This window comes from Gemmatimonadaceae bacterium, assembly GCA_016720905.1.
In the GTDB taxonomy this organism is placed as follows: Bacteria; Gemmatimonadota; Gemmatimonadetes; order Gemmatimonadales; family Gemmatimonadaceae; genus Gemmatimonas.
The window spans coordinates 209,480-235,678 of sequence record JADKJT010000007.1; the positions used below are offsets into that span (position 1 = coordinate 209,480).

General features: G+C 65.3%; 20 protein-coding genes and 1 pseudogene. 10 read left to right on the forward strand and 11 right to left on the reverse strand.

Annotated elements, in window-relative coordinates; all coding sequences use genetic code 11:
• Positions 1-22 precede the first annotated feature (22 nt).
• The 3 genes and pseudogenes from IPP90_08460 to mtnA all read right to left on the reverse strand — a co-directional run bounded on the left by IPP90_08460 (position 23) and on the right by mtnA (position 4,726).
• A complete protein-coding gene (locus IPP90_08460; GenBank protein MBL0170747.1) occupies positions 23-2,176 on the reverse strand; it encodes a heme lyase CcmF/NrfE family subunit in 2,154 nt (717 codons plus the stop codon).
• Positions 2,177-2,204: 28 nt separating this feature from the next.
• A pseudogene (gene glpK / locus IPP90_08465) lies at positions 2,205-3,679 on the reverse strand (glycerol kinase GlpK).
• A 45-nt stretch (positions 3,680-3,724) separates the two neighbouring features.
• Positions 3,725-4,726, reverse strand: a complete 1,002-nt coding sequence (mtnA, locus tag IPP90_08470) for an S-methyl-5-thioribose-1-phosphate isomerase (protein ID MBL0170748.1) — start codon at positions 4,724-4,726, stop codon at positions 3,725-3,727.
• A 113-nt stretch (positions 4,727-4,839) separates the two neighbouring features.
• Between mtnA and IPP90_08475 the strand changes: the two genes are divergently transcribed.
• Genes IPP90_08475 through gyrB form a run of 3 tightly spaced genes read left to right on the forward strand, consistent with a single transcriptional unit; the run spans position 4,840 to position 9,294 of the window.
• Positions 4,840-5,619, forward strand: coding sequence for an enoyl-CoA hydratase/isomerase family protein (locus IPP90_08475; protein MBL0170749.1), 780 nt, complete (start codon positions 4,840-4,842; stop codon positions 5,617-5,619).
• A gap of 26 nt (positions 5,620-5,645) precedes the next feature.
• The gene (gene recF / locus IPP90_08480; protein ID MBL0170750.1) at positions 5,646-6,812 is read left to right on the forward strand and encodes a DNA replication and repair protein RecF; all 1,167 of its coding nucleotides are present in this window, start codon (positions 5,646-5,648) and stop codon (positions 6,810-6,812) included.
• Between the two features lie 13 nt (positions 6,813-6,825).
• Positions 6,826-9,294 (forward strand): DNA topoisomerase (ATP-hydrolyzing) subunit B, encoded by a 2,469-nt coding sequence (gene gyrB, locus IPP90_08485; protein ID MBL0170751.1) that lies wholly within the window; start codon positions 6,826-6,828, stop codon positions 9,292-9,294.
• Between the two features lie 188 nt (positions 9,295-9,482).
• Here the strand turns inward: gyrB and IPP90_08490 are convergent, their stop codons facing one another.
• The 3 genes from IPP90_08490 to IPP90_08500 form a co-directional block, all read right to left on the reverse strand.
• Positions 9,483-10,973 carry a hypothetical protein gene (locus tag IPP90_08490; GenBank protein MBL0170752.1) on the reverse strand — a complete coding sequence of 497 codons (1,491 nt, stop codon included), beginning with the start codon at positions 10,971-10,973 and terminating at the stop codon, positions 9,483-9,485.
• 217 nt (positions 10,974-11,190) lie between these two features.
• Entirely contained in the window at positions 11,191-11,436 is a 246-nt protein-coding gene (locus IPP90_08495) for a hypothetical protein (GenBank protein MBL0170753.1), read from the reverse strand.
• A gap of 98 nt (positions 11,437-11,534) precedes the next feature.
• Positions 11,535-12,866, reverse strand: coding sequence for a thymidine phosphorylase (locus IPP90_08500; protein MBL0170754.1), 1,332 nt, complete (start codon positions 12,864-12,866; stop codon positions 11,535-11,537).
• A gap of 104 nt (positions 12,867-12,970) precedes the next feature.
• Between IPP90_08500 and IPP90_08505 the strand changes: the two genes are divergently transcribed.
• Positions 12,971-13,738 (forward strand): hypothetical protein, encoded by a 768-nt coding sequence (locus IPP90_08505; protein MBL0170755.1) that lies wholly within the window; start codon positions 12,971-12,973, stop codon positions 13,736-13,738.
• 84 nt (positions 13,739-13,822) lie between these two features.
• On the opposite strand, the gene IPP90_08510 is transcribed toward IPP90_08505, so the two are convergent.
• On the reverse strand, positions 13,823-14,092 hold the full coding sequence (locus tag IPP90_08510; protein ID MBL0170756.1) for a YtxH domain-containing protein: 270 nt from the start codon (positions 14,090-14,092) through the stop codon (positions 13,823-13,825).
• Positions 14,093-14,132: 40 nt separating this feature from the next.
• Here IPP90_08510 and ligA point away from each other — a divergent pair, with 40 nt between their 5' ends.
• Both ligA and IPP90_08520 read left to right on the forward strand, forming a co-directional pair.
• On the forward strand, positions 14,133-16,160 hold the full coding sequence (gene ligA, locus IPP90_08515) for an NAD-dependent DNA ligase LigA (protein MBL0170757.1): 2,028 nt from the start codon (positions 14,133-14,135) through the stop codon (positions 16,158-16,160).
• Between the two features lie 141 nt (positions 16,161-16,301).
• The gene (locus IPP90_08520; protein MBL0170758.1) at positions 16,302-16,847 is read left to right on the forward strand and encodes a hypothetical protein; all 546 of its coding nucleotides are present in this window, start codon (positions 16,302-16,304) and stop codon (positions 16,845-16,847) included.
• A 101-nt stretch (positions 16,848-16,948) separates the two neighbouring features.
• Here IPP90_08520 and IPP90_08525 read toward each other — a convergent pair whose 3' ends face one another.
• Positions 16,949-17,479, reverse strand: a complete 531-nt coding sequence (locus tag IPP90_08525) for a phosphoribosyltransferase (GenBank protein ID MBL0170759.1) — start codon at positions 17,477-17,479, stop codon at positions 16,949-16,951.
• Positions 17,480-17,659: 180 nt separating this feature from the next.
• Here IPP90_08525 and IPP90_08530 point away from each other — a divergent pair, with 180 nt between their 5' ends.
• The 4 genes from IPP90_08530 to IPP90_08545 all read left to right on the forward strand — a co-directional run bounded on the left by IPP90_08530 (position 17,660) and on the right by IPP90_08545 (position 21,781).
• The gene (locus IPP90_08530) at positions 17,660-18,193 is read left to right on the forward strand and encodes a tetratricopeptide repeat protein (protein ID MBL0170760.1); all 534 of its coding nucleotides are present in this window, start codon (positions 17,660-17,662) and stop codon (positions 18,191-18,193) included.
• Between the two features lies 1 nt (position 18,194).
• Positions 18,195-18,962 (forward strand): ParA family protein, encoded by a 768-nt coding sequence (locus IPP90_08535; GenBank protein ID MBL0170761.1) that lies wholly within the window; start codon positions 18,195-18,197, stop codon positions 18,960-18,962.
• A gap of 66 nt (positions 18,963-19,028) precedes the next feature.
• Positions 19,029-19,763, forward strand: coding sequence for a hypothetical protein (locus IPP90_08540; protein ID MBL0170762.1), 735 nt, complete (start codon positions 19,029-19,031; stop codon positions 19,761-19,763).
• A gap of 113 nt (positions 19,764-19,876) precedes the next feature.
• Positions 19,877-21,781 carry a long-chain fatty acid--CoA ligase gene (locus tag IPP90_08545; GenBank protein MBL0170763.1) on the forward strand — a complete coding sequence of 635 codons (1,905 nt, stop codon included), beginning with the start codon at positions 19,877-19,879 and terminating at the stop codon, positions 21,779-21,781.
• A gap of 636 nt (positions 21,782-22,417) precedes the next feature.
• Here IPP90_08545 and IPP90_08550 read toward each other — a convergent pair.
• The 3 genes from IPP90_08550 to IPP90_08560 all read right to left on the reverse strand — a co-directional run bounded on the left by IPP90_08550 (position 22,418) and on the right by IPP90_08560 (position 25,090).
• Entirely contained in the window at positions 22,418-22,663 is a 246-nt protein-coding gene (locus tag IPP90_08550) for a hypothetical protein (GenBank protein ID MBL0170764.1), read from the reverse strand.
• A 1,135-nt stretch (positions 22,664-23,798) separates the two neighbouring features.
• Positions 23,799-24,212 (reverse strand): hypothetical protein, encoded by a 414-nt coding sequence (locus tag IPP90_08555; protein MBL0170765.1) that lies wholly within the window; start codon positions 24,210-24,212, stop codon positions 23,799-23,801.
• A gap of 131 nt (positions 24,213-24,343) precedes the next feature.
• Positions 24,344-25,090, reverse strand: a complete 747-nt coding sequence (locus IPP90_08560) for a hypothetical protein (protein ID MBL0170766.1) — start codon at positions 25,088-25,090, stop codon at positions 24,344-24,346.
• Positions 25,091-26,199: the final 1,109 nt, after the last annotated feature.

A 26,199-nucleotide genomic window follows, 5' to 3' on the forward strand; every position in this document is an offset into this window, starting at 1 on the left:
CGTTGCTCCGCTCAAGAGGTCGTCACCGCTCCGCCACAAGGAGGACACCGCAATTCGAGCAGTAAATCGCGTCCGGTTCCGGCCGCGGTCCGCAATCGATACACGATTTCTGCGTATCGCGTGCCCGTCGAATGGCGGCTTCCACCTCGTCATCACTCACTGTTGCCCGAGGGGGCGTGTTCGCCGCGTCCTCGCGGCGCCAGACCTGGGCGGGCTGATGCGCGCGTGGCCACATCATCAGCAGTCCGCCCAGCGCCATCACGAGGCCGCCAAACCACACCCACGAGGCCAGCGGATTGAAGTGGATTTGCACCGCCGCCACATCCTTGTCGATCCGGGAGGTCAGCACGAGCGTCACATCCTGTGTGGGGCGCATGAGCACGCCGATTCGGGTAACCGGTTCGAACGTGGGCTCTCCGCGCTCGTCAAACTGTTGCTGTTGCTCGCTGGTCAGCAATCCCATCGATTGGCCATCGCGCCGCACGGCCAGACTGATGGCGACGACTCCGCGATCCGGCTGATCGAACGACGAAACGCCCTGACTGGCAAACGTCCACTCGTGGCCAAATGGATCGATCGCCGCGACCGATTCGCCAGTCGACAGCACCGCGCGGTGCTCGCCGCTGAAGGTGAGGCCGGCCAACCCGCACAGCAGCGCGAGGACGCCAACGTGTATGACGTATCCGCCGTACCGGCGCCGGTCGCTGCCGACCAGGCGCCATGCCGCCACCAGCAATCCCTCAGTATGCGTGCGACGACGCGCGGCAACTCCGGTGACGAATGCTTGCGTGATGGTGCCAACCGCAACGCCGGTCAATGGGTACGTGGCCAAGGCGAACCAATGGCGAACGCCCAACGCCAACACGAACGCGAATGCCACCCCTCCCGCCAACAGCGGCCACACAAATGCACGTCGCCATGCCGCTCGCGGGTCATTACCCCAATTGAGTACGGGGCCGATGCCTATCAGGGCCAGCAGGCCGATGCCGAATGCGCCGTTCACGGCGTTGAAGAACGGTGGACCAAAGAGGGCCCCTTCGCCCTGGACCGCGTGGGACACCAATGGGAACAGCGTCCCCCAGAGCGTGGCGATCACCACCGCGATAAGCACAGCGTTGGTGGACAGCAACGCGCCCTCGCGACTGCGCATGGATTCGAGTTCCACGCTGGAGCGGAGGTTGCCGATGCGCAGGTGCACAAGGAACGCAGAGAGCAGTGTCGCTGCCAGGCAAAACACCAGCATCCAACCGGCCACCGGTGACAACGCTCCGACTCGGACGCTGGCGCTGACCCCGCTGCGCAAAATCCAGACGCACAGCATCGACAGCAGGAATGTCGCGACCACCAGTGTCACGTTCCATGCGCGCAGCATGCCGCGCCGCTCCTGTACGACGATGGCATGCAGAAACGCCGTGGCCGAGAGCCATGGAAGCAACGACGCGTTTTCTGCGGCATCCCAGGCCCAGACGCCGCCCCACCCCGCGGTCACGGAGGACCACCACATGCCAAGCACAATGCCAATGGTGAGGAAGAACCAGGACAGCGTGATCCATCGCCGAACAGCGGCAATCCAGTCCGCGTCAAAGTGCCCGGAAACCAACGCGCTCATGGCAAAGGCATACGGTACCGATGTGCCGACGAGCCCCAAGTACAGCATCGGGATGTGGAGCAGCATTCCGGGATGCTGCAATTGCGGATTCAACCCCAGTCCGTCGGGCGGTATCCAGTCGAGGCGTTCGAACGGATTCGCGCCAATCGCCATGGTGGCCAGGAAGAACAGCGAGATGACGCCCAGTGTTCCGGTCACCCATGGCATCAATACCGGTGTGGTGCGTTTGCTGAAACGCACGGCCACCGCCGCGTACAACGTGAGGAGCAGCGTCCACAGCAACATCGACCCCGCAGGACCGGCCCATAGCGCCGCGAAGGTGTACAGCCTGGACAGATACAGGCTGCTGCTGGTGGCGACGAGCCTGATGCCGAAGTCGCGTTGGAACAGTGCGGTCCATAGGCCGAGCGCGGCCAGCAATGTGCCGGCAAACGTGAGATAGGTTGCTCGTTCGCCGACAACCTGCCAATCGGTGCGTCGCCGCGCGCCCGCCGCGAAGGACGCCGCTGAAGCCAAAGCCGCCATCAGCACCGCCGTCCACAGGGACCACTCACCGAGGCGAATCATGAGGGCCTCTCAACGAGGACGGCTCTGCTCAATCCCGATCCCGCGCCCACGCCAGCGCCGCGCGCACAGCACGCCGCCAGCCACGATGCGCCGCGACGGCGGCGTCGCGTCCCGTGCCCGGCGCAAAGCGCGTGAAGCGACGCGAATTCAGAAATTCTTCCCCGTCACGCCACACGCCAACCGTGAGGCCGGCCAATCCGGCGGCACCAAGCGCCGTGGTCTCGACAATGTCCGGCCGCTCCACGGGCACCCCCAGCACATCAGCTTGGAATTGCGCCAGGCCAGTCGTTGTGTGTTGCACCACCGTCCACGCGCAGGCGTTCAAAGGGCACGTCACCGCTCTCCCGCATGTTGTCCAGCACGTCATGCGTGGCGTACGCCATGGCTTCGAGCGCGGCGCGGGCGAAGTGCGCGCGCGTGGTTCCGCGGGTCAGTCCGACCACCGTGCCGCGCGCATTCGGTTCCCAATCAGGCGCCCAATCCCACCAGCGCCGGCACGAAATACACGCCGTCGTTGCTGGCCAGTGAGCGCGCCATCGCTTCGGTTTCCGATGCCGTGGCGATGATGCCCAGTCCGTCGCGCAACCACTGCACGGCCGCGCCGGCGATGAAGATGCTGGCTTCCAATGCATATACGGGCTGACCGCGTTCGTCGCAGGCGATGGTCGTCAACAACCCGCGCCCACCGGCCGGACGCTTCGTCCCCGTGTTCAACAGCAGGAACGCGCCGGTGCCGTACGTGTTCTTGCCGCCACCGGCGTGCCAACCGCCTTGTCCGAACAACGCGGCCTGCTGATCGCCGGCGACTCCGGCAATGGGAATGGCCAGACCGATGGCCGCCGGCACCGTGGTGCCGAAATGACTACCCGACGCCGCCACCTTGGGCAACAACGAGTGCGGGACGTCAAACAGCGCGCACAACTCGGCGTTCCAGCCGCGCGCGTCGAGGTCATACAACATGGTGCGCGAGGCGTTCGTGTGATCGGTGACATGCGCGGCGCCACCGGTCAGGTGCCAGATCAGCCAACTGTCGATCGTGCCCGCCGCCAGTTCGCCTCGCATGGCGCGTTCCCGAACGCCCGGGCGCGCCAGCAGCCACTCCAATTTCGTCGCGCTGAAGTACGGATCGGTGACCAACCCGGTACGCGCCGCAATCATCGCCGCCTGCGGTGCCAACTCGGCGCACCGTTCCGCCGTGCGCCGATCCTGCCACACAATGGCGTTGTGCACCGCGCGACCGGTGGCACGCTCCCACAGCACGATCGTCTCGCGCTGATTGGTGATGCCCGCGGCCACCGGCACCACGCCGGCCTGCGCGATCGCTTCCCGCGCGGCCGCAAACGTGCGATCGAGAATCTCCTGCGGATCGTGTTCCACCCACCCCGGTGCCGGGTAATGCTGGGTGATTTCGCGATAGCCGCGCCCCAACACCCGCCCGTCCTGCGCGACGACCAGACACGTCGAACCCGTCGTTCCCTGATCGATGGCGAGGATGCATTTCATGAGTGGACTCTGGCGAAGAGGTGAGTGCAATGCAACGAAAGACCTTCAGATGGAGCGAAACGGCGGCTCGACGCGGCCACGATCGGTGAGATATCCCGTGATCAATGCACGGGGCGTGACATCGAACGCCGGATTCCAAACGTGCACGCCAGACGGCAATTCGCCCAGCTCATCGGCGGACCGATGTTCAATCTCGATGATACCGCCGTGGGCCGTCGCCGCGTCCACCGTACTCCATGGTGCCGCCACGTACACCGGCACGCCATGGGCCTGCGCGGCCAGTGCCACGCCGTAGGTGCCGATCTTGTTGGCCACGTCGCCGTTGGCGGCGATGCGATCGGCGCCCACGATGACCAGATCGATCATTCCGGCGGCCATCAACGCCGCGGCCGCGCTGTCGGGAAGCACCGTGACGGCGATGCCGGCCCGTTGCATCTCCCAGGCGGTGAGTCGCGCGCCCTGGCGCAGCGGGCGCGTTTCGTCGGCGTACACATGCACACGCCGACCCAGCGCGTGCGCGGCGTAGATGGGCGCCAGCGCGGTCCCGATGCCCGCCGTGGCCAGCGCCCCGGCATTGCAGTGGGTCAGCACCCGCGCCCCGTCGGGAATCAGCGCGAGTCCGTGCTGCCCGATGGCCTCGCACATGGCGATGTCTTCCCGGAGGATGGCATCGGCCTCGTCTTGCAACGCGTTGAGCAATGCGTGATCGGACGCAAGCGCCGCACGCGAAACCATGCGACCAACCGCCCATCCCAGATTGACGGCGGTGGGACGGGAGGCCGAGAGTCGCGTGGCGTAACCGGGCAGGAGCGTGCGCATCACCCGGACATCGCCGTCGGTGGCATGCATCAGGGCCACCACGAGACCAATCGCCGCGCCCACGCCAATGGCCGGCGCGCCGCGTATGGCCAGCGTGCGAATGGCGTCGATCACCTCATCCAGGGCACGGGCATCGCGCACCACCTCGCGCGCCGGCAAGGCACGTTGATCGAGATAGCGCAAGGCCCGACGATCGGGCGACCAGGCGACAGCCGGTACCGGAAGCACGGCGAGAACCTAGCTAGATTTCACGCTTCTCGCCGCTCGTGATCAGGATCCCACTGCCGGGGTCCGGTGATCGGGATTCGTCGCTGCAGCGCCACCCCTGCCCTGCCTGTCCGATGGCTTACCAGTTCCTGACCTTCGAGGTGGCGAATCGTGTCGCCACCATCACCGTCAATCGCCCCGAAAAACTCAACGCGCTGAACGACGCGACGATTCGTGAGCTCGGGATGGCCATTGACGAGGCCCGGGCGCGCGACGATGTGGGCGGTATCCTCCTGACGGGCGCAGGACGCGCGTTCATCGCCGGTGCAGATATTTCCGAACTCGACGGCCAGACACCGTTGACCGCGACCCATCGCGCACGACGTGGCCAGCGGATTTTCCGTCGCTTTGAGACCAGTCCCAAGCCCGTCATCGCCGCGCTCAACGGCTTTACCCTGGGCGGCGGTTGTGAACTGGCCATGGCGTGCCATGTCCGCATCGCCAGCGAACTCGCCAAGCTGGGGCAGCCGGAGGTCAAGCTGGGCATCCTGCCCGGATACGGTGGCACACAGCGTTTGCCTCGACTGGTGGGACGGGGCGCGGCCCTGCGGCTGTTGTTGACCGGTGAAATGATCGGCGCCGCGGAAGCGTTGCGATTGGGGTTGGTGGATCAGGTGGTGGCGCCTGACGCACTGATCGACACGGCGACCGCGCTGTTGCAGGCGATGCTCGCCAATGCCCCACTGGCGCTGGCGGCGTGCATCGAAGCGGTGGATCGTGGGGCTGCGCTTCCGCTGGAGGAAGCGTGCACGCTGGAATCCGATCATTTCGGCCTGCTGTCCAGCACGAGCGACATGCGGGAAGGCATGCGCGCCTTTCTCGAGAAACGCGCGCCCGTGTTCACGGGCCACTGAGGCTGTCGCATCGCCCGGTCCCTGTGATGCTGAGTCGCCTCGTCGCCCGCGACTTTCGAAACTTCGCGCACCTCGACGTCGTGGTGCCGCCGCGCGGTTTGGTGATCGTGGGCGAGAACGGGCACGGCAAGACGAATCTGCTGGAGGCGGCCGCGTATCTGTCGTTGTTGCGCTCCATGCGCGGCGCACGGGACCTCGACATGATTCGCTTTGGCGCGCCGGCGCTGCATGTGCGCGCCGAACTGACGGCGCCGGCGACCGCGCATCAGGTGAGCGTCGGGTACGAGCGCACCACGCGACGCAAGAAGGCGACGCTCGACGGTGTGGAGCAGCCGCGACTGACCGCCGCGCTTGGGGCGTTGCCGTCGGTGGGATTCTCGCCGGCCGATGTGGCACTGGTGGCCGGCAGCCCCGGCGAGCGCCGACGGTATCTCGACGTGGCTCTGGCGCTCTCCTCGCGCGCGTACCTGTCGGCGTTGCAGCACTATCGCGCCGCCCTGTTGCGTCGCAACACGGTGCTGCGACAGGCGCAGCGAGACGGTGGTCGAGGCGCGCGCGCACACGATGTGGTCGATCAGGTGAGTGTGTGGGAGCCGGCGCTCGCCGAACACGGCGCCGTCGTGACCGCGATTCGTCAGCAGTTTGTGCAGGGACACGCCGAACGGTTCGCGCAGTTGGCGGCGGCGATCGGCGAACGACTGCCGGTGACCATGCGCTACGCGGTCTCTAGCGTCGGCGCGAACACGCCGTTCGGCGACACCAGCACGGCCCGTTCCACGGACGCCGTGGCGACGGAGTATCGCGACCTCTATGCCCGTGCCTTCACCCAGCAGCGTCCGCAGGAGATGCGACGCGGGATGACGCTGGTGGGTCCGCATCGCGACGAGTTGGCGCTCCTGCTGGGCGGGCGCGAGTTGCGCACGTTTGGATCGGCCGGACAGCAACGCAGTGCGGCGATTGCCTTGCGTCTGCTGGAACTGGCCACGTTGCGCGACGCGATTGGCGGGACGCCGTTGCTGCTGCTGGATGACCCGTTTGCGGAATTGGACCTGGGTCGTGCGGGGCGCGTGTTGACGTTGCTGGAGGCTACCGGCGTGGATCAGGTGTTGCTGGCGGTGCCGCGCATCGAAGACATCCCCGCTGCGTTCACTCGGCTCGAGCGGCGACACATGTGCGACGGCGCACTGTCATGAGCCACTGGCCCCCATGAGCGATCAGAAGAAGCGCGCACCGGCCGCGCTCAGTGATGTGCTGGCATCGGTGCTGCAGAACGCCGGCCTCACCGACCGCGTGGCGCAGGCTGGCGTGATTCCCGAGTGGCCCCGTCTGGTTGGCGGACAGATTGCGTCGGTGACCGAGCCGATTGGATTGCAGCAGGATGGCACGTTGATCGTGATGGTGACGACGCACGCGTGGATGCAGGAATTGTCGATGCTGGAGCCGGAATTGCTCAAGTCATTGAACCGGGACACAACCCGTCCGCCGGTGACCAAGCTGCGCTGGATTCCACGGGTTTGGGAGGTGGCCGACGGACCGCCGGGGAAGGCCCGCCGGCGCACTAACGGAAGTCGTTGCATTTCAATGAGTTACGATTGCCTCGCCGAGTTGCTTGCGGGGGTGATTTCGGGTATATTGGGGGGTTGTGATTGCGACGCAGTTTCGGGGGTCTCCCGACTGCCTGGTCCCTCCCGGTTTCTCCGCACGAAATTCCCGCCCATGGCCACTCAGGACGCCAACAACAACCAGCAGCCCGCCAACGGCTACGATGCCGATAGCATCACGGCGCTCAAAGGACTCGAGGCCGTGCGCATGCGCCCCGGCATGTACATCGGGTCGACGTCAGCGCGTGGTCTGCACCACCTCGTCTTCGAAGTCGTCGACAACTCCATCGACGAAGCCTTGGCGGGATTTGCGTCGCGCATCAGCGTCACCATCCATCTCGATGATTCCATTACCGTCGAGGACGATGGGCGTGGCATTCCGGTGGGCATGAACAAGGCCGAAGGGATGCCCGGTGTCGAGATGGCCATGACCATGCTGCACGCCGGCGGCAAGTTCGACAAGAACTCGTACAAAGTGTCCGGCGGTTTGCACGGCGTGGGTGTGTCGGTGGTGAATGCGCTGTCGCTGGAACTCAAGGTGTGGATCAAGGTGGACGGCAAGCTGCACTACATGGATTTCCGTCGCGGTATCACCAACACCAAGCTCAAGGTGCTGGGCACGGTGGGCGCGAAGGAGACCGGCACCAAGGTGTGGTTCAAGCCCGACGCCGAGATCTTCACGGAGACCACGCGCTACGAATGGGCGACGCTGGCCAGTCGGCTCCGCGAGCTGTCGTTCCTCAACAAGGGCATCCAGATCACGCTGCGCGACGAGCGCGTGGGTGAGCAGCGCGAAGAAGTGTTCTTCGCCCGCGGTGGATTGCGCGAGTTCGTGACGTTCCTGAACAGCCACAAGAAGTCGCTGCATCAGGACGTGGTGTACATCGACACCGACAAGGACGATATCGGGATCGAGATGGCGCTGCAGTACAACGACAGCTACGCCGACACGGTGTTCTCGTTCGTCAACAACATCAACACGCATGAAGGCGGCACGCACCTCACCGGCTTCAAGAGTGCGCTGACGTCGGTCATCAACAAGTACATCGAGAAGTCCACCAACCTGTCCAAGAAAGACAAGGAAGTGCGGCTCTCGGGTGACGACGTGCGTGAGGGCCTGACAGCGGTGCTGTCGGTCAAGGTGCGCGAGCCGCAGTTCGAGGGGCAGACCAAGACCAAGCTGGGCAACTCGGAAGTGGAAGGGGCGGTGCGCAGCGTGATGAACGAACTGCTCACCCAGTATCTCGACGAGCATCCGAAAACCGCCAACATCATCATCGACAAGGCGATGTCGGCGCAGCGCGCGCGCGAAGCGGCCCGCAAGGCCCGCGACCTCACGCGCAAGAAGTCCGCACTGGATGTGGCCAACCTGCCTGGCAAACTGGCCGACTGCTCGCTCTCCGACCCGGCGCTGTGCGAGATCTACCTGGTGGAAGGTGACTCCGCCGGCGGTTCGGCCAAGCAGGGTCGCAAGCGCGATTTCCAGGCCATCCTGCCGCTACGCGGCAAGATCATCAACGTGGAAAAGGCGCGCATCGACAAGGTGCTGTCCAACGAGGAAATCCGGACCATCATCACGGCCATCGGCGCCGGCATCCGGGAAGACTTCGACCTGCAGAAGGCGCGGTATCACAAGGTCATCATCATGACCGACGCCGACGTGGACGGCGCCCACATCCGTACCCTGCTGCTGACGTTCTTCTTCCGGCAGATGCCCGAGCTCATCAACGCCGGCTTCATGTACATCGCCCAGCCGCCGCTCTATCGGGTGGCCAAGGGCAAGGACGAGTTCTACGCCTACACCGAAAAGGAACGCGACGCGTACGCCGAGCGTCTGGGCGGCGAAGGCAAGAGCAACATCAATATTCAGCGCTACAAGGGTCTGGGCGAAATGAATCCCGACCAGCTGTGGAAGACCACCATGGATCCGGAAACGCGCACGATGTTCCGCGTAACCATGGACGACGCCGTGCTGGCCGACCAGACGTTCCAGACGCTGATGGGCGACGAAGTGGAGCCGCGCCGGCTGTTCATCGAGGCGAACGCGCGGTTTGTGAGCAATTTGGATATTTGAAGACGGGAGACTGGAGACGGGAGACGGGAGACATCCAACCGGAGGCATTCGCCCGCTGTCCGGACGTCTCCCGTCTTCATTCTCCCGTCTCCCGTCTTATTTCCCAAACGGATTCGCCCACTTCGCACTCCCCACCCCCTCCGTCAGCGTCCCCAAAAACGCCACCAGCTGATTGCGTTGCGTGGTGGTCAGGTTGAGGCGCTGGGGCAGGCCGCCCGGGCCGCGCAGGCGATTGTCCAGATTCGGATTGTTCTGGACGCCGGTGTTGTAGAAATCCACCACCTGCTCCAGCGAGGTGAAGCGCCCGTCGTGCATGTACGGCGGGCGCACGGCGATGTTCTTGAGCGAAGGGGCCTTGAACCGCCGCCACCGGCGCCGGCATCGGTTATGGTCGCGTCCAGTCCCGTATTGTGAATGTCGTCACTTACAAAAGCGGCGGTGCCATGACAGCGGGCGCACCCGCCTTGTCCGTTGAAGATGGCCTGCCCCGCCAGTTCGTCCGGCGTGAACACGGCGGCGAAGTTCGCCACGGCACCGCCGTTGAACGCCTGATCAAATTTCGACGTGCCCGACACTATCGAGCGCACGAACTGCGCCAGCGCGCGTGACACGCGATCGGACGTGATCTCGGTGCTGCCGAACGCGGCCTGGAAGAGTGCCGGGTAGTACGACGACACCGACAGCTTGGTGACGAGATTGGTGAGCGTCATGCCCATCTCGGTGCCATCCTGAATGGGCTGCAACACCTGCGCCTCCAGCGTGGCGGCGCGTTCATCCCAGAAGAACCGGCCGCGCTGATAGAATCGCGCATTGGCCAGTCCCATGCTGTGCCGTCCGGTGAGTCCGCCGGCGAATCCGCGACTCAGCCGCGCCGTATCGCTGAAGGCGAATTGCTGCTGATGACACGACGCGCACGACACCCGATCGTTGGCGGATACGCGTCGGTCGTAGAACAGCACGCGCCCCAGCGTCGCACCGGCGTTGGTGGTGAGGTTGGTGACCGGCGTGTTGTCGGTGGCGATTACGGTGCCACCCGGGCCGCCGGGCGCGGTGTAGTGCACCGGCAGCGGCGCGGTGGCGTCGGAATAGTTGAACGAAGTGAGCGGCAGCACGGGCGCCACGAGATCGCCGCTGAACATCACGATGGGGAACGCGTTGGACGCCACATTGCCGCTCGCGTCCGTCGCCACAACGGTGACGGTCACGATGCCCGGCTGCGTCGGGATGCCGGTGATCAGTCCCTGACTTGCACTGAGACCGCTTGACGACGGCGCAAAGGACACCGCGTACGACATGGTGACGCCGCTACCGCTGATGAATGCGGTGCCGCTCTTGGTGGCATCGTACGTGAACGACTGACCCACCGTGGCGCCCTGCGCCGTATTGACCGATGCCAACACGATCGGCGCGGCGCTCTGCACCACAATCGTGAACGTGAGCGTGGTGCCCCGTCCGCTGGCATCGGTCGCGGTGACGGTCACCGTGATCGCGCCGGGCGCCACCGGCGTCCCCACAATGCGTCCCGACGAATAGGACAGTCCGCTGGTGCTTGGCGCGAAACTCACCGAGTACGTGAGACCCGTATTTCGCGGATCACTGAACGTCGTGTTGTTGCGCGTCGGGTCAAAACTGTACGCCACACCGGCCGTGGCTGTTTGCGTAGTGACCGGTGCGACCACGGCCACAGGATCGGTATTCGGCGTGACTGCAGACGTCGGCGTGGATAAATCCGCAGCGCCGGAACAGGCCGTGGCGCACACCACGCAAGGCAACAGCCACCTGCGGAGATTTCGGAATAATGGTCGCATAGCCCAACAACACCCGAGCCGCAACGATTCCCTACTAAGTACCAAGTACCAAGTACTCAGTACTCGGTACTAAGTACTAAGTACTCCCTTACGGCGTCTGCCTCTCCCCTTTCGCTTCCCGCGACATCTGCCGCGCGAAATCCACCGCGACGATGATCAATGCGCCAAACAGGAACGTGAAGGCGAAGTAGCAGATCATCGAGCTTGTGGGGTCCATGCCACCGTCTGGGCCGGGGCTGGAGACCTTCATCAGCAACGCATACAGGCCCAACAACGGCACCACCATGGCGAAAGCCAGGAGGCTGAACAGGCGGGCGGTCTTGGGTGCGAGCATCGGCGGCAACTCGGGTCGGTGACAGGTAGGCCGGAATGAGCGTTCAAGATATTCGGCCATCGCGACCGATGGGAGTACCTGATGCCTGGGGACCACCCCTACTCCTGCCAGAGCTCCACCCCGGCCTCGGTCACCCGATGGGAGATGAGCGGCAGCGGTGGCTCGGCCTCGTCAGCAATGCGGATGGCCTCGCCCAACACCGCAAGCCCTTGGGCCATGCCCGCCGCGTCTCGGGCAAAGACGCTGCCCAGCGGCTCACCGGCGCGGACAATATCGCCCGGTCGGGCCGTAATCACGAAGCCCACGCTGGGATCGACCACGTCTTCCACTTTGGTCCGACCACCACCCAGCTGCGTGATGCCGCGCCCGATGACCCGCGGCTCAACCTGGGCTACCACGCCATCGCGCGGTGCCAGGAACAGCTCAACCTCGGCCGCCTGCGGCAGCAGACCCGGATCGTCCACCACCCGTGGATCGCCACCCTGCGCCTCGATGATCTCCTGGAACTTGCGGGCCGCCTTGCCACTGGAAATGGCCACTTCCATGCGGCGCCTCGCGTCATCACGGTCGATGGCCGCGCCGCCCAGCAACAACATCTCCGCACCCAGTGCATAGGTGAGCTTCATCAGGTCGGGCGGCCCCTCGCCGCGCAACGCCATGATCGACTCCTCCACTTCCAACGCATTCCCGCAGGCGCGGCCCAACGGGCGATCCATCGCGGTCAGCAGGGCGATCACAGGGCATCCATGATCGGCGCCGAGATCGATCATGGTGTTAGCCAGGGTGAGGCCGCGTTCGAGTTCTGGCAGGAATGCCCCCGACCCCCGCTTCACGTCCAACACAAGCCCGGTCAGCCCCTCGGCCAGCTTCTTCGACATGATGCTCGCACTGATGAGCGGAATGCTCTCCACGGTGGCCGTGGCGTCACGCAGCGCGTACAAGCGGCGATCGGCCGGCGCGATCTCGCGCGTCTGTCCAATCAGCGCACAGCCGAGTCGCTCCAGTAAACGCGTGGCCTCGGCCAGCGACAGGTCGGTTCGAAACCCAGGGATCGATTCGAGCTTGTCGAGCGTACCACCGGTGTGTCCCAATCCCCGACCCGACATCATCGGCACGGCTACGCCCAGCGAGGCAACCAGCGGTGCCAGCACCAACGACACTTTGTCGCCAACTCCGCCCGTCGAGTGTTTGTCAACGCGCGGGACGGCGAGGTGTGTCAGGTCGAGTGCCGCACCACTGTGCAACATGGCGTCGGTGAGTGCGCCCGTCTCGTCGCGGTCGAGGCCCTGAAAGTAGATCGCCATGGCCAACGCGGACATCTGATAGTCCGGCACCACGCCGTCGGCGTAGTCCTGCATGAGGCGGCGCCATTCGAGGGGGGCAATTCGCCCTCCATCGCGCTTCCGTTCGATCAGCGTGCGTGCGAGCATAGTATATGCATGATGCTGCCAACCTACCACGCGCCACGGCGGCGCGCACGTTCTTCGGCGCGCCCGTTCGACACGCCTCGCCACAACCCCCTGGTTCAATTTCCATGCTGATGCGAACTCTGGCGCACGGTGCACTGGCGCTGCTGATCGGTGCCTGTACGCTCCGGGCGCAAACAACCGCCGAACTCATCGACGCGGGTGACCGGGAAAGTGCGGCGCGGCACTCTGCCAAGGCACTTCCCTACTACGAACGGGCGCTGCAGGCCGATCCGCGACACTACATGGCACTCTGGAAGGCGTCGCGGGAACTGGTCGATCTGGGCGAAGTGGAAGCGAACGCCGACACGCGCACGCGTCGATATGCGCTGGCCGTTGACTACGCGAAACGGGCCATTGCGGTGAATCCGAACGATGCCGAGGGACACTTTCACCTGTCACGCGCGATCGGTCGGACCGCGCTGTCGGTGGGCCCGCGCGAGCGCGTGAAATACGGGATCGAAGTGCGCGCCGAGGCACTGCGAGCGCTGGAAATTGCCCCACATCATCCAGGCGCATTGCACGTGATGGGCGTGTGGAACGCTGAGATCATGCGACTGAACGGCTTCACGCGGATGGTGGCCAAGACGTTTCTTGGCGGAAAGATCTTCGACACGGCCAGCTGGGCCGAAGCCACGCGCTACATGGAGCAGTCAGTCACGGTGGAGCCCAATCGACTGGTGCATCGGCTTGACCTGGCGCGCGTGTATCGCGACACGAACCGAAAGGCCGACGCCCGTGCGGCGTACGCGTCAGCCATTGCGCTGCCGCTGGTGGACGCCAACGACGACATGTATAAGAGGGATGCGGAGCGGGAGCTGGCGGCGCTGAAATAAGACGGGAGACGGCAGAATGGAAGACGGGAGACATCCCTGGGCGCTGGATGTCTCCCGTCGTCTCCATTCTCCCGTCTTAACCGACTACAACTTGCCGAGCACTTCGCGCCCCCGTTCCACTCCCCGTTGCGCCATGCGTCGTGCGGCCCGTTCGCCGTTATCCATGGCGTCCTCCAGGACATCGCTGCCCCGCAGGTAGGCTCGGCGCGCTTCGCGACGCAGCCGTTTGCGGGTGTCGTCGCCGCTGGCCGGAGCCAACAGCAGTGCGGCGCCGGCGCCAACCAATGCGCCGATCAGCAGGCCAAGGCCAAAACCCTGCGCCCGACCGCCATTGTCATATTTGGTCCCGAACATATGCCCTCCCATCAAAGAAGTTGGCAGTAAGTTTGTGCGCATGACCGCCGCGCCTTCCTCTGCCGTGAAGCGGGCCGCCGAACTGCGTGAGCAACTCGGCCGCGCCCAATACGAATATTACGTACTTGATCGTCCCACGCTATCGGACACCGAATACGATCGTTTGTTCCGTGAATTGCAGACGCTGGAGACCGCCCATCCAGACCTGCGCACGTCAGATTCGCCGACGCAGCGCATCGGCGCGCCATTGCAGTCAGGCTTTTCCTCACACCGGCACTTGGTGCGCATGCTGTCGCTGGACAACGCGATGGACGACGCGGAACTGGAGGCGTTTGAGCAAGCGATCGTCCGGGTGGTGGGCGACGATGTCCACAAGCAGGGCTACACCGTCGAGCTCAAGATTGACGGAGCGGCCATTGCACTGACGTACGCCAACGGCGTGCTGGTGACGGGGGCCACCCGCGGTGACGGCACCAATGGCGAGGATGTCACGGTCAACATCCGCACCGTGAAGGCCATTCCGCTGCGGCTGCGTGGCACGGACCATCCGCCCCTCATGGAAATTCGCGGCGAGTTGTACCTGCCGTTTGCGGGCTTCGAGAAGATGAACGAGGCGCGGGTGGCGGCCGGTGAACCGGTGTTCGTCAATCCGCGCAACGCGGCCGCCGGATCGCTGCGTCAGCTTGATGCCTCCATCACGGCACAACGTCCGTTGCATTTCTTCGGCTACGCGGCCGTGTTACCCGATGGCGGCGCGCCCGTGCGCTCGCAGTGGGCGCTGCTGGATCAGCTGGCCGAATGGGGCATTCCGGTGGCGCCGCACCGCCAGCAGTGTGCCACCATTCAGGAGGTCGAAGCGTGGGCGCACACTATTGAACATGTGACGCGCGCCGAGTTGGGATTTGCGATTGACGGTGGCGTGGTGAAGGTGAACGACATGGCATTGCAGGACGAATTGGGTGTACGTAACGACCGCACGCCGCGCTGGGCGATTGCCCGCAAGTTCGCGCCCGACATGGCGGAAACCACCTTGATTCGCATCGACGTGAACGTGGGGCGTACGGGTGTGCTGACGCCGTTCGCGGTACTTGAACCGGTGGACGTGGGCGGGGCGACGGTGACGTATGCATCGCTGCATAACGCCGACCAGATTGCCAAGAAGGATCTGCGCGACGGCGACCGTGTGCAGGTGGTGCGCGCGGGCGACGTGATTCCCTACGTGTTGGGCCCCGTGCCCGAACGTCGTACCGGGAACGAGACGCCGTGGCACATGCCCAAGCGCTGCCCGCGCTGTCACACCCCCACGCACCGCTACGGGGACGACGTGGCGACGTATTGCCCCAACGTCGCCTGTCCGGGACGGCAGTTGGAAGGGCTGGTGCACTTCTCGTCGAAAGACGCGATGGACATTGATGGGTTGTCGTATGCACGCATCCAGCAACTGTTGGAGGCGGAGTTGGTGCACGACTTCGCCGATCTGTACGATGTGACGGTGGAGCAGTTGTCAGGACTGGAACGGTTTGCACAGAAGAGCGCCGAAAACCTGGTGGCGGCCATTGCCGCGTCGAAGCAGCAGCCGTTGTCACGACTGCTGTTCGGGCTGGGGATTCGACACGTGGGGGCGCAGGCCGCCCAGTTGTTGGCGCGCCAGTTCGGCCACATGGATGCGCTGATTGCCTCCACACCGGAGCAACTGGGTGCCGTGCGCGGTATCGGCGATATCATTGCGCAATCGGTGGCCGACTACGTGGCCGACGACACGTCACGCGCGTTGCTGGAGCGGTTGCGCGAGCGGGGCGTCAACTTCACCGAACCGCGTGCCGTGACGGCGGACGGACCACTCTCCGGGGCCACGGTGGTCATTACGGGTACGTTGCCAAGTCTGTCCCGCGGTGAGGCCACGGCCATGGTGGAACAGGCGGGCGGCCGGGTCACCAGCAGCGTGTCCAAGAAGACCACATTTGTGGTGGCCGGTGAAGAGGCGGGGAGCAAGCTGGACAAGGCGGTGGAGCTTGGGGTTGAGGTGATCGACGAGTTGGAGCTCCGCAGGCGTGCGGGTGTGCCGTGACCGGGTGTGCCATGAATGGTCGTGTCCGTCACAAACAGCGACGATGGCCCGCCTTGACGTGACCGCCCTACATAGCGAGCGTCGTACCCACGGGTTACCCCGCATTCCATACGGCCATCGCGCACCCAGGCGAGTACTTCTGTGACTTCCACGCTCCCATTCATCGGCACCCGCACGGTTGCGGTCCCGGTCGACTTTTTCACCGCGCTTCGCAAGGCGGTGGAGTCGCCGTTGTCGGCCGTGACGGTCGATTCGGTTCGCGACGCCGGGTATCACGCAGGACAGGCGTTGTTCGACGCGTTTACCGCCTGGCTGGCCGAACGGGGTGAAACCACGCCCGACTCGCTGGACGACACCCGTTTCGCGTCGCTGACCAGCGACTTTTTCTCCGAGTTCGGCTGGGGTCAACTGCAGTTCACGTCACTCAGCGACGCGGTCATTGCCGTTGACGCTGATGACTGGGGCGAAGCCGAGGGACATGGCGGCGGTTGCCATGTGTCAACAGGCTTGTTCGCGGGGTTCTTTGGCCGACTGGCGAACGCGCCCATCGCGGTACTGGAAGTGCAATGCCGAGCGTCGGGCGACGAACGCTGCCGCTTCCTGCTGGGGTCCATCGACGTGCTGGGGTACGTGCATGAGGCGATGGGGAGAGGGATTCCGTATGACCGGGCGGCGCAAAGCGCGTAGGTAAGACGGGAGACAGGAGACGGGAGAATGGAGACGTCCAGCCGGCCACTGTAGTCCTGGCCAGCTGGACGTCTCCCGTCTCCCGTCTCCAGTCTCCCGTCTCACCCCGGTATCATCCCCGCGTATTTCGGATTCGGCCTCAACTCGTCTCCCACCAGGATCTCCCGATCCCACGGCAGCACGATGGCGCTTTCCGTGGCGAGGGCGTGGAAGTCGGGCACGAATGACCCCGTCTTGAAGCTCACCGCGGTGCGGATTTCCTTGGCGCCGGCATTCACCAGTGCGCCCACCGCCAGACGAATGGTCGCCCCGGAACTGCAGGTTTCGTCCACCACCAGCACCCGCTTGTTGCGCACGTCGGCCGGTGCCGCGCCGAACACCGCCGGGGTGTCCCGAATGGTCTCGGCGCTATAGCGGCGCGACACCAATATCGAGTGAAACGGCAAGTCGAGAATGGCGGCGACCGCGGCGCCGGGCACCACACCGGCCGTGGCAATACCAACGACCATCTCCGGCTGGTAGGCCCGCGCGACCTTGAGCGCGAGCGCGCGAGAGAGTTCCCCGAAGAGTGGCCAATCGACGAGCAGCACCCCTTTGGATGGATCCGGTGCGTAGTTCGAGCGTGCTGCCATTGTTCCTCCTCAATCGGTGTCGAGTGCGCGAGTGCAAGAGTGTATCGCGCAGAGGGACGCACGGCCAGCGGCATTTACCTGACGAACGTGTCGTGACTTGTTGCGCGCGCGCCCGCCCGATAACTTAGCGCCATCACACCCGCGTTCTCTCCTTCACCAACTCCGATCCGCCGCGAGCGCATGACTTGGTGGCGCCGCCTTGTGGGCGGCACGTCTGGGCGCGATGGGCGCCCCACGGACTTTCTGGCCGAAGCGCTCGACCTCGAGTCGCGCGGCGATTTTGCGAACGCCCTGACGTCGTACCGGCTCGCGCTGCGCGAACGGCCCGACGATCTGCGCGTGTTGCAGAACATCGCCATCGCGTTTTCGAAAACGCGGCAGCCCGAAGAAGCCATTCGCACCTATCGGCGCGCGCTGCAGTTGTCGCCCGACCTGGCCGGTGCCCACTACGGGCTGGCGTTCCTGCTGCTCAAGCGCGGCGACACCGCGCATGCCGGATTGCATCTCGAGGCGTACCTGCGCAACAGCAGTGACAGCGACGCGGCGGCCACCAAGTTCCGCGCGCATGCGCGAAAGACGCTGGATGATCTCCAGCACATGGGCACGGAAGGGACCGAAAGCGCGGACGCTGCGAACGACGCGCATTCGGACTTTGCGCCGCCCGACACCACGATGCCCACCGATACCTCGTCGTCTGACGGCGGAGCGGACTGACGTGGGGCGCGTGCTGTCCATCGTCAGTCAGAAGGGCGGAGTCGGGAAGACAACCACGGCGGTGAATCTCGCGGCCGCCTTCGCGCGGCGCGGCCTCAAGACGCTGCTGGTGGATGCCGATCCGCAGGGCGCGGTGCGCTACGGCGTGGGACTGCGCCGCGGACATCAGACCGCCGGCTTTGACGACTATCTGCGCGGCGAGCGCTCGCTGCGTGAAGTGATTTTGCCCACCGCCCTGCCCTGGCTGCGCGTGATCCTCGCCGGCAGTGTCAGTGAAACCGCCGACCACTCGGCGTTCCAGCGACGGGTGGGTGAAACAACCGTATTGGCAGAACTGCTGGCCACCGCGCGGGAACGTTGTCACATCGTGGTGGTAGATACCCCACCCGGACTTGGCTCCATCACGCGTCGCGTGCTGGCCGCCAGTCAACATGTGGTGGTGCCGTTGCAGTGCGAACCACTGGCGCTGCAAACCACGCCGCAAATCCTGCGTGCCATTCAGGACATGATCGCCGAGAACGACGAGTTGACGCTGGAAGGCATTTTGCTGACGATGTACGAGGCGGGCAATCCGGCCACCGATCGTGTCACGCATTATGTGCGCGAGCATCTGCCGCGGCATCTGGTGTTCGAGGGGCCCATCCCGCGCACGCACGCCGCGGCCGATGCGTTCTCCGCGGGGCAACCGGTGGTGTTGCGCAATCCGGCCGATGCGGCCAGTCAGGCGTACGTGAATCTGGCCACGTTGCTGGCGGAGCGGCTGGCGTGAAGCGTCTGCTGACGGCGCTGGCGGTGGTACTGGCCGGGATGCGCCCAAGTTGGCTCCGAGCCCGATGTGCCAACCGCCATCGAGCTCACCGCACTCCCGTCGCCGTCGGTGGTCATTGGCGACACGCTGCGCAACGTGGACGGGGTGGTGGCGCCGGTCAAGGCGATTGTGCGCAACCTGCAGGGCGACATCATTGCCGATGCGCCGGTGCGCTATCTGTACGCCGATTATCCGCGTGACAGCGCGCTGGCCGTTGATTCGTCCACCGGCATTGTGCGCGCCCTCAGGGCGTCCACCGCCGATGCGCGATTGGGCGCGCGCATTGGAACGTCTCTGCAGATTCTCAAGATCATCGTGGTCACCACGCGCCCCGATTCGGCCGACCGGGTGGGGCAGTCGGCGCTGGGGCTGTTCACCACCACACTGGCCGACACGGGGCGCAGCGGGGCCAGCGCCAATCGGTCACCGGCGATGACCATGGTGGTGCGTCACATTGATGCCCCGGGTGTGACCTCGCAGGTAAACGGCTGGCCGGTACGGTTTGAAGTGCTGTCGCCGGCCAATGCCAGCAACGACACCACCAAGTCGGTGTATCTGGTGGACGATCTGGGTCGCGCCTCGGTGTACGACACCACCGACGCGTCGGGGGTGGCGGGCCGGAAAGTGCGCATTCGCGCCGCCCAGTACCCCACCGGGGCCGCCATCGATTCGGTGATTGTGCGGGCCACGGCCACGTACAAGGGCGTGGCGCTCAAGGGGTCGCCGGTGCGCATTGCCCTGCCGGTCAAACGCGGCAGCTGAGTTGCACTGAACAAAGGGGCGCGCGGTACTCGCGCCCGGCGCGCGGTGCGGCCAATTTGCGGGTATCGGCTGTGGACATTCCTCCGGCCGCCCCGCCTACGTAGGAGACTGCGATGACTTTTGTCGCGACGCCCAACCCCGCGCTCAACGACACCTTGGCCGGTGTGCCCTCGCCCACGCGCTATGCGAATGGCGGACCACGCCCGGCTCCCGGCACCATCAACAGCTTGTTCTTCGACGCCGTGGAGAAGTTCGCGCGGCCCGATGCGCTGTCGTGGAAAGTGCGCGGCGTGTGGACGCCCATCAGTCACGCCACCATTCTTGAGCGCGTACGCCGTGTTGCATACGGGCTCGCGCAGTTGGGTGTGGTGGCGCACGATCGGGTGAGCATCCTGTCGGAGAATCGGCCCGAGTGGTTGATTGCCGATTACGCGTGCCTGTGTGCGTCAGTCACCGATGTGCCGATCTACCCCACGCTGCCGGCGGAGCAGATTCCGTATCTGCTGAACGACTCCGGCGCGAAAGTGATTTTTGTGTCATCGCCCGACCAGGCGCGCAAGGTGGCGTCCATTCGCGCGCAGGTGCCGACGCTCACGCACATCATCGGCTTTGGTGCCGGCAAGGAAGACGGCTGCGACCTGACGTTGGCCGAACTGGAAGCGATGGGTGCCAAGGATGACACACCCGAGCGCGCGGCGCAGTTCAAGGCGAATGCGCTGGCGGTGACGCCCGATCAACTGATCACGCTGATTTATACGTCAGGCACCACGGGCAATCCCAAGGGGGTGATGCTCACCCAGGACAACCTGTACAGCAACGTCATTGCCACGCGCAATACGCTCAAGGTGGACGCGCGCGATCGCGCGCTCAGCTTCTTGCCGTTGAGTCATATTTTCGAGCGCACCGGCGACTATTTTTTGTTCGCGCACGGCGTGGCCATTGCGTACGCCGAGTCGATTGACACGGTGCCGGTGAACATGAGCGAGATCAAGCCGACGCTGATGATGTCGGTGCCCCGGTTGTACGAAAAGATTTATGCGCGCGTGGTGGAGAACGCCGTGGCCGGTGGTGCATTCAAGAAGAACGTCTTTTTCTGGGCCAAGCGGGTGGGCGAGCGGTGGGCCGACGAAAAGTTGGCGGGGCGCACGCCGGGCGGGTTGCTGGGGCTGCAGTATGCTGTCGCGGTGAAGCTGGTGTTCTCCAAGTTGCAGGAGCGCACCGGTGGCAACTTGCGCTTCTTTGTATCCGGTGGCGCGCCCTTGTCACCCGAGATCGCCAAGTTTTTCTACAGTGCCGGACTGGTGATTCTCGAAGGGTACGGGCTCACCGAGACGTCACCGGTGATTGCCTGCAACACACTGGAGCAATATCGGTTGGGCACCGTGGGGTTGGCGATCCCTGGTGTGGAGATCTCCATTGCGAAAGACGGCGAGATTCTGTCGCGCGGTCCGCACATCATGAAGGGGTACTACAACAACCCCGATGCCACGCGCGAAGCCATTGATGACGGCGGGTGGTTCCACACCGGCGACATTGGCGAACTGTCGGCGGGGTTCCTGAAGATCACCGACCGCAAGAAAGACATCATCGTCACCGCCGGCGGCAAGAACATCGCGCCGCAGCCCATTGAAGGGCTGCTCAAGACCAACAAGTACGTGAGTCAGGCGGTGATGATCGGCGACAAGCGGAAGTTCCCGAGCGTGCTGGTGGTGCCCAACTGGGATACGCTGGAGAAGTGGGCCGGAAGCCAGGGCATTGTGTGGACGTCACGCGCGGAACTGCTGGCCATGCCCACCATTCATGCCAAGATGGAGAAGGAAGTGCAGGCGTCGCTGGTGGGGCTGGCGCACTACGAGTCGCCGAAGAAGGTGGCGTTGCTGGAGCATGACTTCAGCATCGAGCGCGGGGAGCTGACGCCGACGCTCAAGGTGAAGCGGCGGGTGATTGACAAGACGTACAAGGCGTTGATTGACGGGTTGTATGAGGGGGGTGGGGAGGGGCAGCTTGCCCCCTTTTAGGGGTGTGAGGAAAGAGTGAACACCTGGGGGGGGGGGGGGGGGGGGGGGGGGGCCGGGGGGGGGGGGGGCCGGGGGGGGCGCCTCCCCCGGGCGGCCCGGGGGTTGTCGCGTCGCCGGGGGGGGTTGGGGGGGGGGGGGGGCCCCGGGGGGGGCGGCGGGCGGCGGGTGTTCCTGCCGGGGCCCCCGCGGCGGGCGCCGGGGTCCGGCGCCGCCCCCGTTAGGGGGGCCCGCCGCCGGACGGGATTGGGCCCGCCCCGCCGGGGGGGGCCTCCCCCGGGGGACCGGGGGATTTTGGCGGGGGTCGGGAGGGGGGGGGGGGGGGGGGGGGCCCTTGGTTCGGCGGGGGGGTGGGCGGGGGGAAGGGGGGGGGGGGGGGGGCCCCCCCTTGGAAGAGGATTCTCGCGTTGCCTCTGACAGTCGGGTTGGTGATGCCGGGACCGTAGACCCGCAGGCGGACGGCGGCGAGACTCGATGGTGCTGCCGCCACAGCGAAGACGGCGTTCCGTCTTATAACCGGTATGTTCGACACTCGTGGGTCCGCCACCATCGCCGCCTCCACCGCAGCCACCCAAGAGCGTGATGCCCACGATCAGTGCGCTCGGAATTCTGAATCTTGTCATGTGGCATTTCCCCAGGTCAACGGCGAGAGGTGGGTGGTTTCTTCAACTGAATTGGCTGACTGAGTGACGACGGGGCGCTCAGCAACTGCGCCGATATCGCGGAGGAGAGAACTTGTCCCGTGCGATCAAGGTGGGCCAGTAGATCACCCAAATTGTAGACGCCGTCGCCGTTGCCCGTGCGGTCCAGCAGCTCTCTGTCGAGAGGCGAGGCCAGTTCGGCCAGCAGGTCGCGCGCAGCCGCGTTTGCGTCGATCGTCCGCACCGGTGCAAAGGTTGCGCGTATGTCTTGCGTTTCGCTTGCCGATACGGTGCATACCGCGGCCGGTGCAGGCACCGCTCAGCCGGTGAATCCGGAGGTTGGAGTTGCTTCGGCGGCGAGGACTTCAACGCCGGACGGGTTGAAGGTGCAGGTGTTCTGGGTGACGCCGTCGGTGAGGTGCAGAGCACGGCGCCTGACGTGACTCGGACTACGCGGCCGGCGGCGCCGTCGAGTATGAGTCGAAGGGCCGTAGACTGCGAGAAGATCGCGATGAGATTCTGATTAACATCGGTCACCGCAATTGATCGACTCGCACTCGTGTTCCCATCGGACCATCCGCTGAAACTCCAACCGACCGCCGGCGTCGCCGCGACGATGACACTGCGCCCGCACGCGCCGGTCAGGCTTCCAGTCGTGACGGCCGTGCTCCCGCCATTCGCGGGATTCGCAGTGAGAACCAAGGTGCATTGGCTTTGCGCAAACGTCGCGGTCAGCGTCTGCGTCGGCACGTCCACCGTGAGCGAGCGACTCGCAGTCGTGTTCCCATCGGACCATCCGCTGAAACTCCAGCCGACCGATGGCGTCGCCGCGATGGTCACACTGCGCCCGCACGCGCCAGTCAGGCTTCCAGTCGTGACGGCCGTGCTCCCGCCATTCGCGGGATTCGCAGTGAGAACCAATGTGCATTGGCTTTGCGAAAACGTCGCGGTCAGCGTCTGCGTCACGTCCACCGTGAGCGAGCGACTCGCAGTCGTGTTCCCATCGGACCATCCGCTGAAACTCCAGTTGACCGCTGGCGTGGCCGCGACGGTCACACTGCGCCCGCACGCGCCTACCAGGTTGCCGCTCGTGACGGCCGTGCTCCCGCCATTCGCGGGATTCGCAGTGAGAACCAATGTGCATTGGCTTTGCGAAAACGTCGCGGTCAGCGTCTGCGTCACGTCCACCGAGAGCGTCCGACTCGCACTCGCATTCCCATCGGACCAGCCCGCAAAGCTCCACCCCGTCGTCGGCGTGGCGATGATCGCCACGCTCGGCCGCAGGTTGACGCTCGCCCCGCTCGTGATGCCCACCGTCCCGCCGACAGTTGGATTAGCTAGAAGCATTAGCACACAAGGATTCTGCGACAACATCGCGGTCAGCGTCTGCGTCGGCACGTCCACCGTGAGCGATCGACTCGCACTCGTATTCCCATCGGACCATCCGCTGAAACTCCAGCCGACCGCTGGCGTGGCCGCGACGGTCCACCACTGCGCCCGCACGCGCCTGCCAGGTTGCCGCTCGTGACGGCCGTGCTCCCACCATTCGCGGGATTCACGGCCAGCACCAACGTGCATTGGCTTTGCGCAAACGTGGCCGTCAGCGTCTGCGTCGCCAGATCGGCCGTGAGCGTGCGACTCGCACTCGCATTCCCATCGGACCAGCCGGCGAAGCTCCACCCCGTCGTCGGCGTCGCGATGATCGCCACGCTCGCCGCATTGCCCGCGCTCGCTTCGCTCGTGAAGCCCACCGTCCGCCAGTCACCGGACTCGCCAGCAACGACAGCGAGCACTGGTTCTGGTTCTGTAAACGGGCCGTCAAGTGTCTGCGCCGCCAGATCGGCGGTGAGCGTGCGACTTGCATTCGCACTGCCATCCGACCAGTCAGCGAAGCTCCACCCCGTTGTCGGCGTGGCGATGATCGCTACGCTCCGGCCGCATTGCCCGCGCTCGCCCCGCTCGTGAAGCCCACCGTCCCGCCAGTCACCGGACTCGCCAGCAACGACAGCGAGCACTGGTTCTGTGTAAACGTGGCCGTCAGTGTCTGCGCCGCCAGATCGGCGGTGAGCGTGCGACTTGCATTCGCACTGCCATCCGACCAGCCGGCGAAGCTCCACCCCGTTGTCGGCGTGGCGATGATCGCTACGCTCCGGCCGCAATTGCCCGCGCTCGCCCCGCTCGTGAAGCCCACCGTCCCGCCAGTCACCGGACTCGCCAGCAACGACAGCGAGCACTGATTCTGTGTAAACGTGGCCGTCAGTGTTTGGGTCGGACTACTTGCCGGGAGCGTCCGACTCGCACTCGCATTCCCATCGGACCAGCCGGCGAAGCTCCACCCCGTTGTCGGCGTGGCGATGATCGCTACGCTCCGGCCGCAATTGCCCGCGCTCGCCCCGCTCGTGAAGCCCACCGTCCCGCCAGTCACCGGACTCGCCAGCAACGACAGCGTGCACTGGTTCTGTGTAAACGTGGCCGTCAGTGTCTGCGTCGGACTATTTGCCGAGAGCGTCCGACTCGCACTCGCATTCCCATCGGACCAGCCGGCGAAGCTCCACCCCGTCGTCGGCGTCGCGATGATCGCCACGCTCGGCCGCAATTGCCCGCGCTCGCCCCGCTCGTGAAGCCCACCGTCCCGCCAGTCACCGGACTCGCCAGCAACGACAGCGTGCACTGGTTCTGTGTAAACGTGGCCGTCAGTGTCTGCGCCGCCAGATCGGCGGTGAGCGTGCGACTTGCATTCGCATTGCCATCCGACCGGTAAGCGAAGCTCCACCCGTTGTCGGCGTGGCGATGATCGCTACGCTCCGGCCGCAATTGCCCGCGCTCGCCCCGCTCGTGAAGCCCACCGTCCCGCCAGTCACCGGACTCGCCAGCAACGACAGCGGCACTGATTCTGCAAACGTAATGGCCCGTCGGTGTTTTGGGTCGGACTATTTGCCGAGAGCGTCCGACTCGCACTCGCATTCCCATCGGACCAGCCCGCGAAGCTCCACCCCGTCGTCGGCGTCGCGATGATCGCCACGCTCCGGCCGCAATTGCCGGCGCTCGCCCCGCTCGTGAAGCCCACCGTCCCGCCGACAGTTGGATTTGCTAGCAGCGTTAGCACACAAGGATTCTGCGAGAACGTCGCGGTCAGCGTCTGCGTCGGCACGTCCACCGTGAGCGATCGACTCGCTCGTATTCCCATCGGACCATCGCTGAAACTCCAGCCGACCCGCTGGCGTGGCCGCGACGGTCACACTGCGCCCGCACGCGCCTGCCAGGTTGCCGCTCGTGACGGCCGTGCTCCCACCACGCGGGATTCACGGCCAGCACCAGCGATGCATTGGCTTTGCGCAAACGTGGCCGTCGCAGCTCGCATCTGCGTCGCCAGATCGGCCGTGAGCGGCGGTGACCGACTCGCACTCCACTCGCATTCCCATCGGACCAGCCGGCGAAGCTCCACCCCGTCGTCGGCGCGTCGCGATGATCGCCACGCTCCGACCCGCAATTGCCCGCGCTCGCCCCCGCTCGTGAAGCCCACCGTCCCGCCAGTCCACCGGACTCGCCAGCAACGACGGCGAGCGCTGGTTCTGCGTCAAACGTGGCCCGTCGGTGTCTGCGCCGCCAGATCGGCCGGTGAGCGTGCGACTTGCATTCGCACTGCCATCCGACCAGAAGGCGAAGCTCCACCCCGTTGTCGGCGTGGCGATGATCGCTACGCTCCGGCCGCAATTGCCCGCGCTCGCCCCGCTCGTGAAGCCCCACCGTCCGCCAGTCACCGGACTCGCCAGCAACGAC

Bases quoted from the DNA above. Each gene is read 5' to 3' on its own strand.
- IPP90_08460 (MBL0170747.1), bottom strand. From the start codon at position 2,176: ATGATTCGCCTCGGTGAGTGGTCCCTGTGGACGGCGGTGCTGATGGCG.
- IPP90_08475 (MBL0170749.1), top strand. From the start codon at position 4,840: ATGGCTTACCAGTTCCTGACCTTCGAGGTGGCGAATCGTGTCGCCACC.
- recF (MBL0170750.1), top strand. From the start codon at position 5,646: ATGCTGAGTCGCCTCGTCGCCCGCGACTTTCGAAACTTCGCGCACCTC.
- gyrB (MBL0170751.1), top strand. From the start codon at position 6,826: ATGAGCGATCAGAAGAAGCGCGCACCGGCCGCGCTCAGTGATGTGCTG.
- IPP90_08495 (MBL0170753.1), bottom strand. From the start codon at position 11,436: ATGCTCGCACCCAAGACCGCCCGCCTGTTCAGCCTCCTGGCTTTCGCC.
- IPP90_08500 (MBL0170754.1), bottom strand. From the start codon at position 12,866: ATGCTCGCACGCACGCTGATCGAACGGAAGCGCGATGGAGGGCGAATT.
- IPP90_08505 (MBL0170755.1), top strand. From the start codon at position 12,971: ATGCTGATGCGAACTCTGGCGCACGGTGCACTGGCGCTGCTGATCGGT.
- IPP90_08510 (MBL0170756.1), bottom strand. From the start codon at position 14,092: ATGTTCGGGACCAAATATGACAATGGCGGTCGGGCGCAGGGTTTTGGC.
- ligA (MBL0170757.1), top strand. From the start codon at position 14,133: ATGACCGCCGCGCCTTCCTCTGCCGTGAAGCGGGCCGCCGAACTGCGT.
- IPP90_08525 (MBL0170759.1), bottom strand. From the start codon at position 17,479: ATGGCAGCACGCTCGAACTACGCACCGGATCCATCCAAAGGGGTGCTG.
- IPP90_08530 (MBL0170760.1), top strand. From the start codon at position 17,660: ATGACTTGGTGGCGCCGCCTTGTGGGCGGCACGTCTGGGCGCGATGGG.
- IPP90_08545 (MBL0170763.1), top strand. From the start codon at position 19,877: ATGACTTTTGTCGCGACGCCCAACCCCGCGCTCAACGACACCTTGGCC.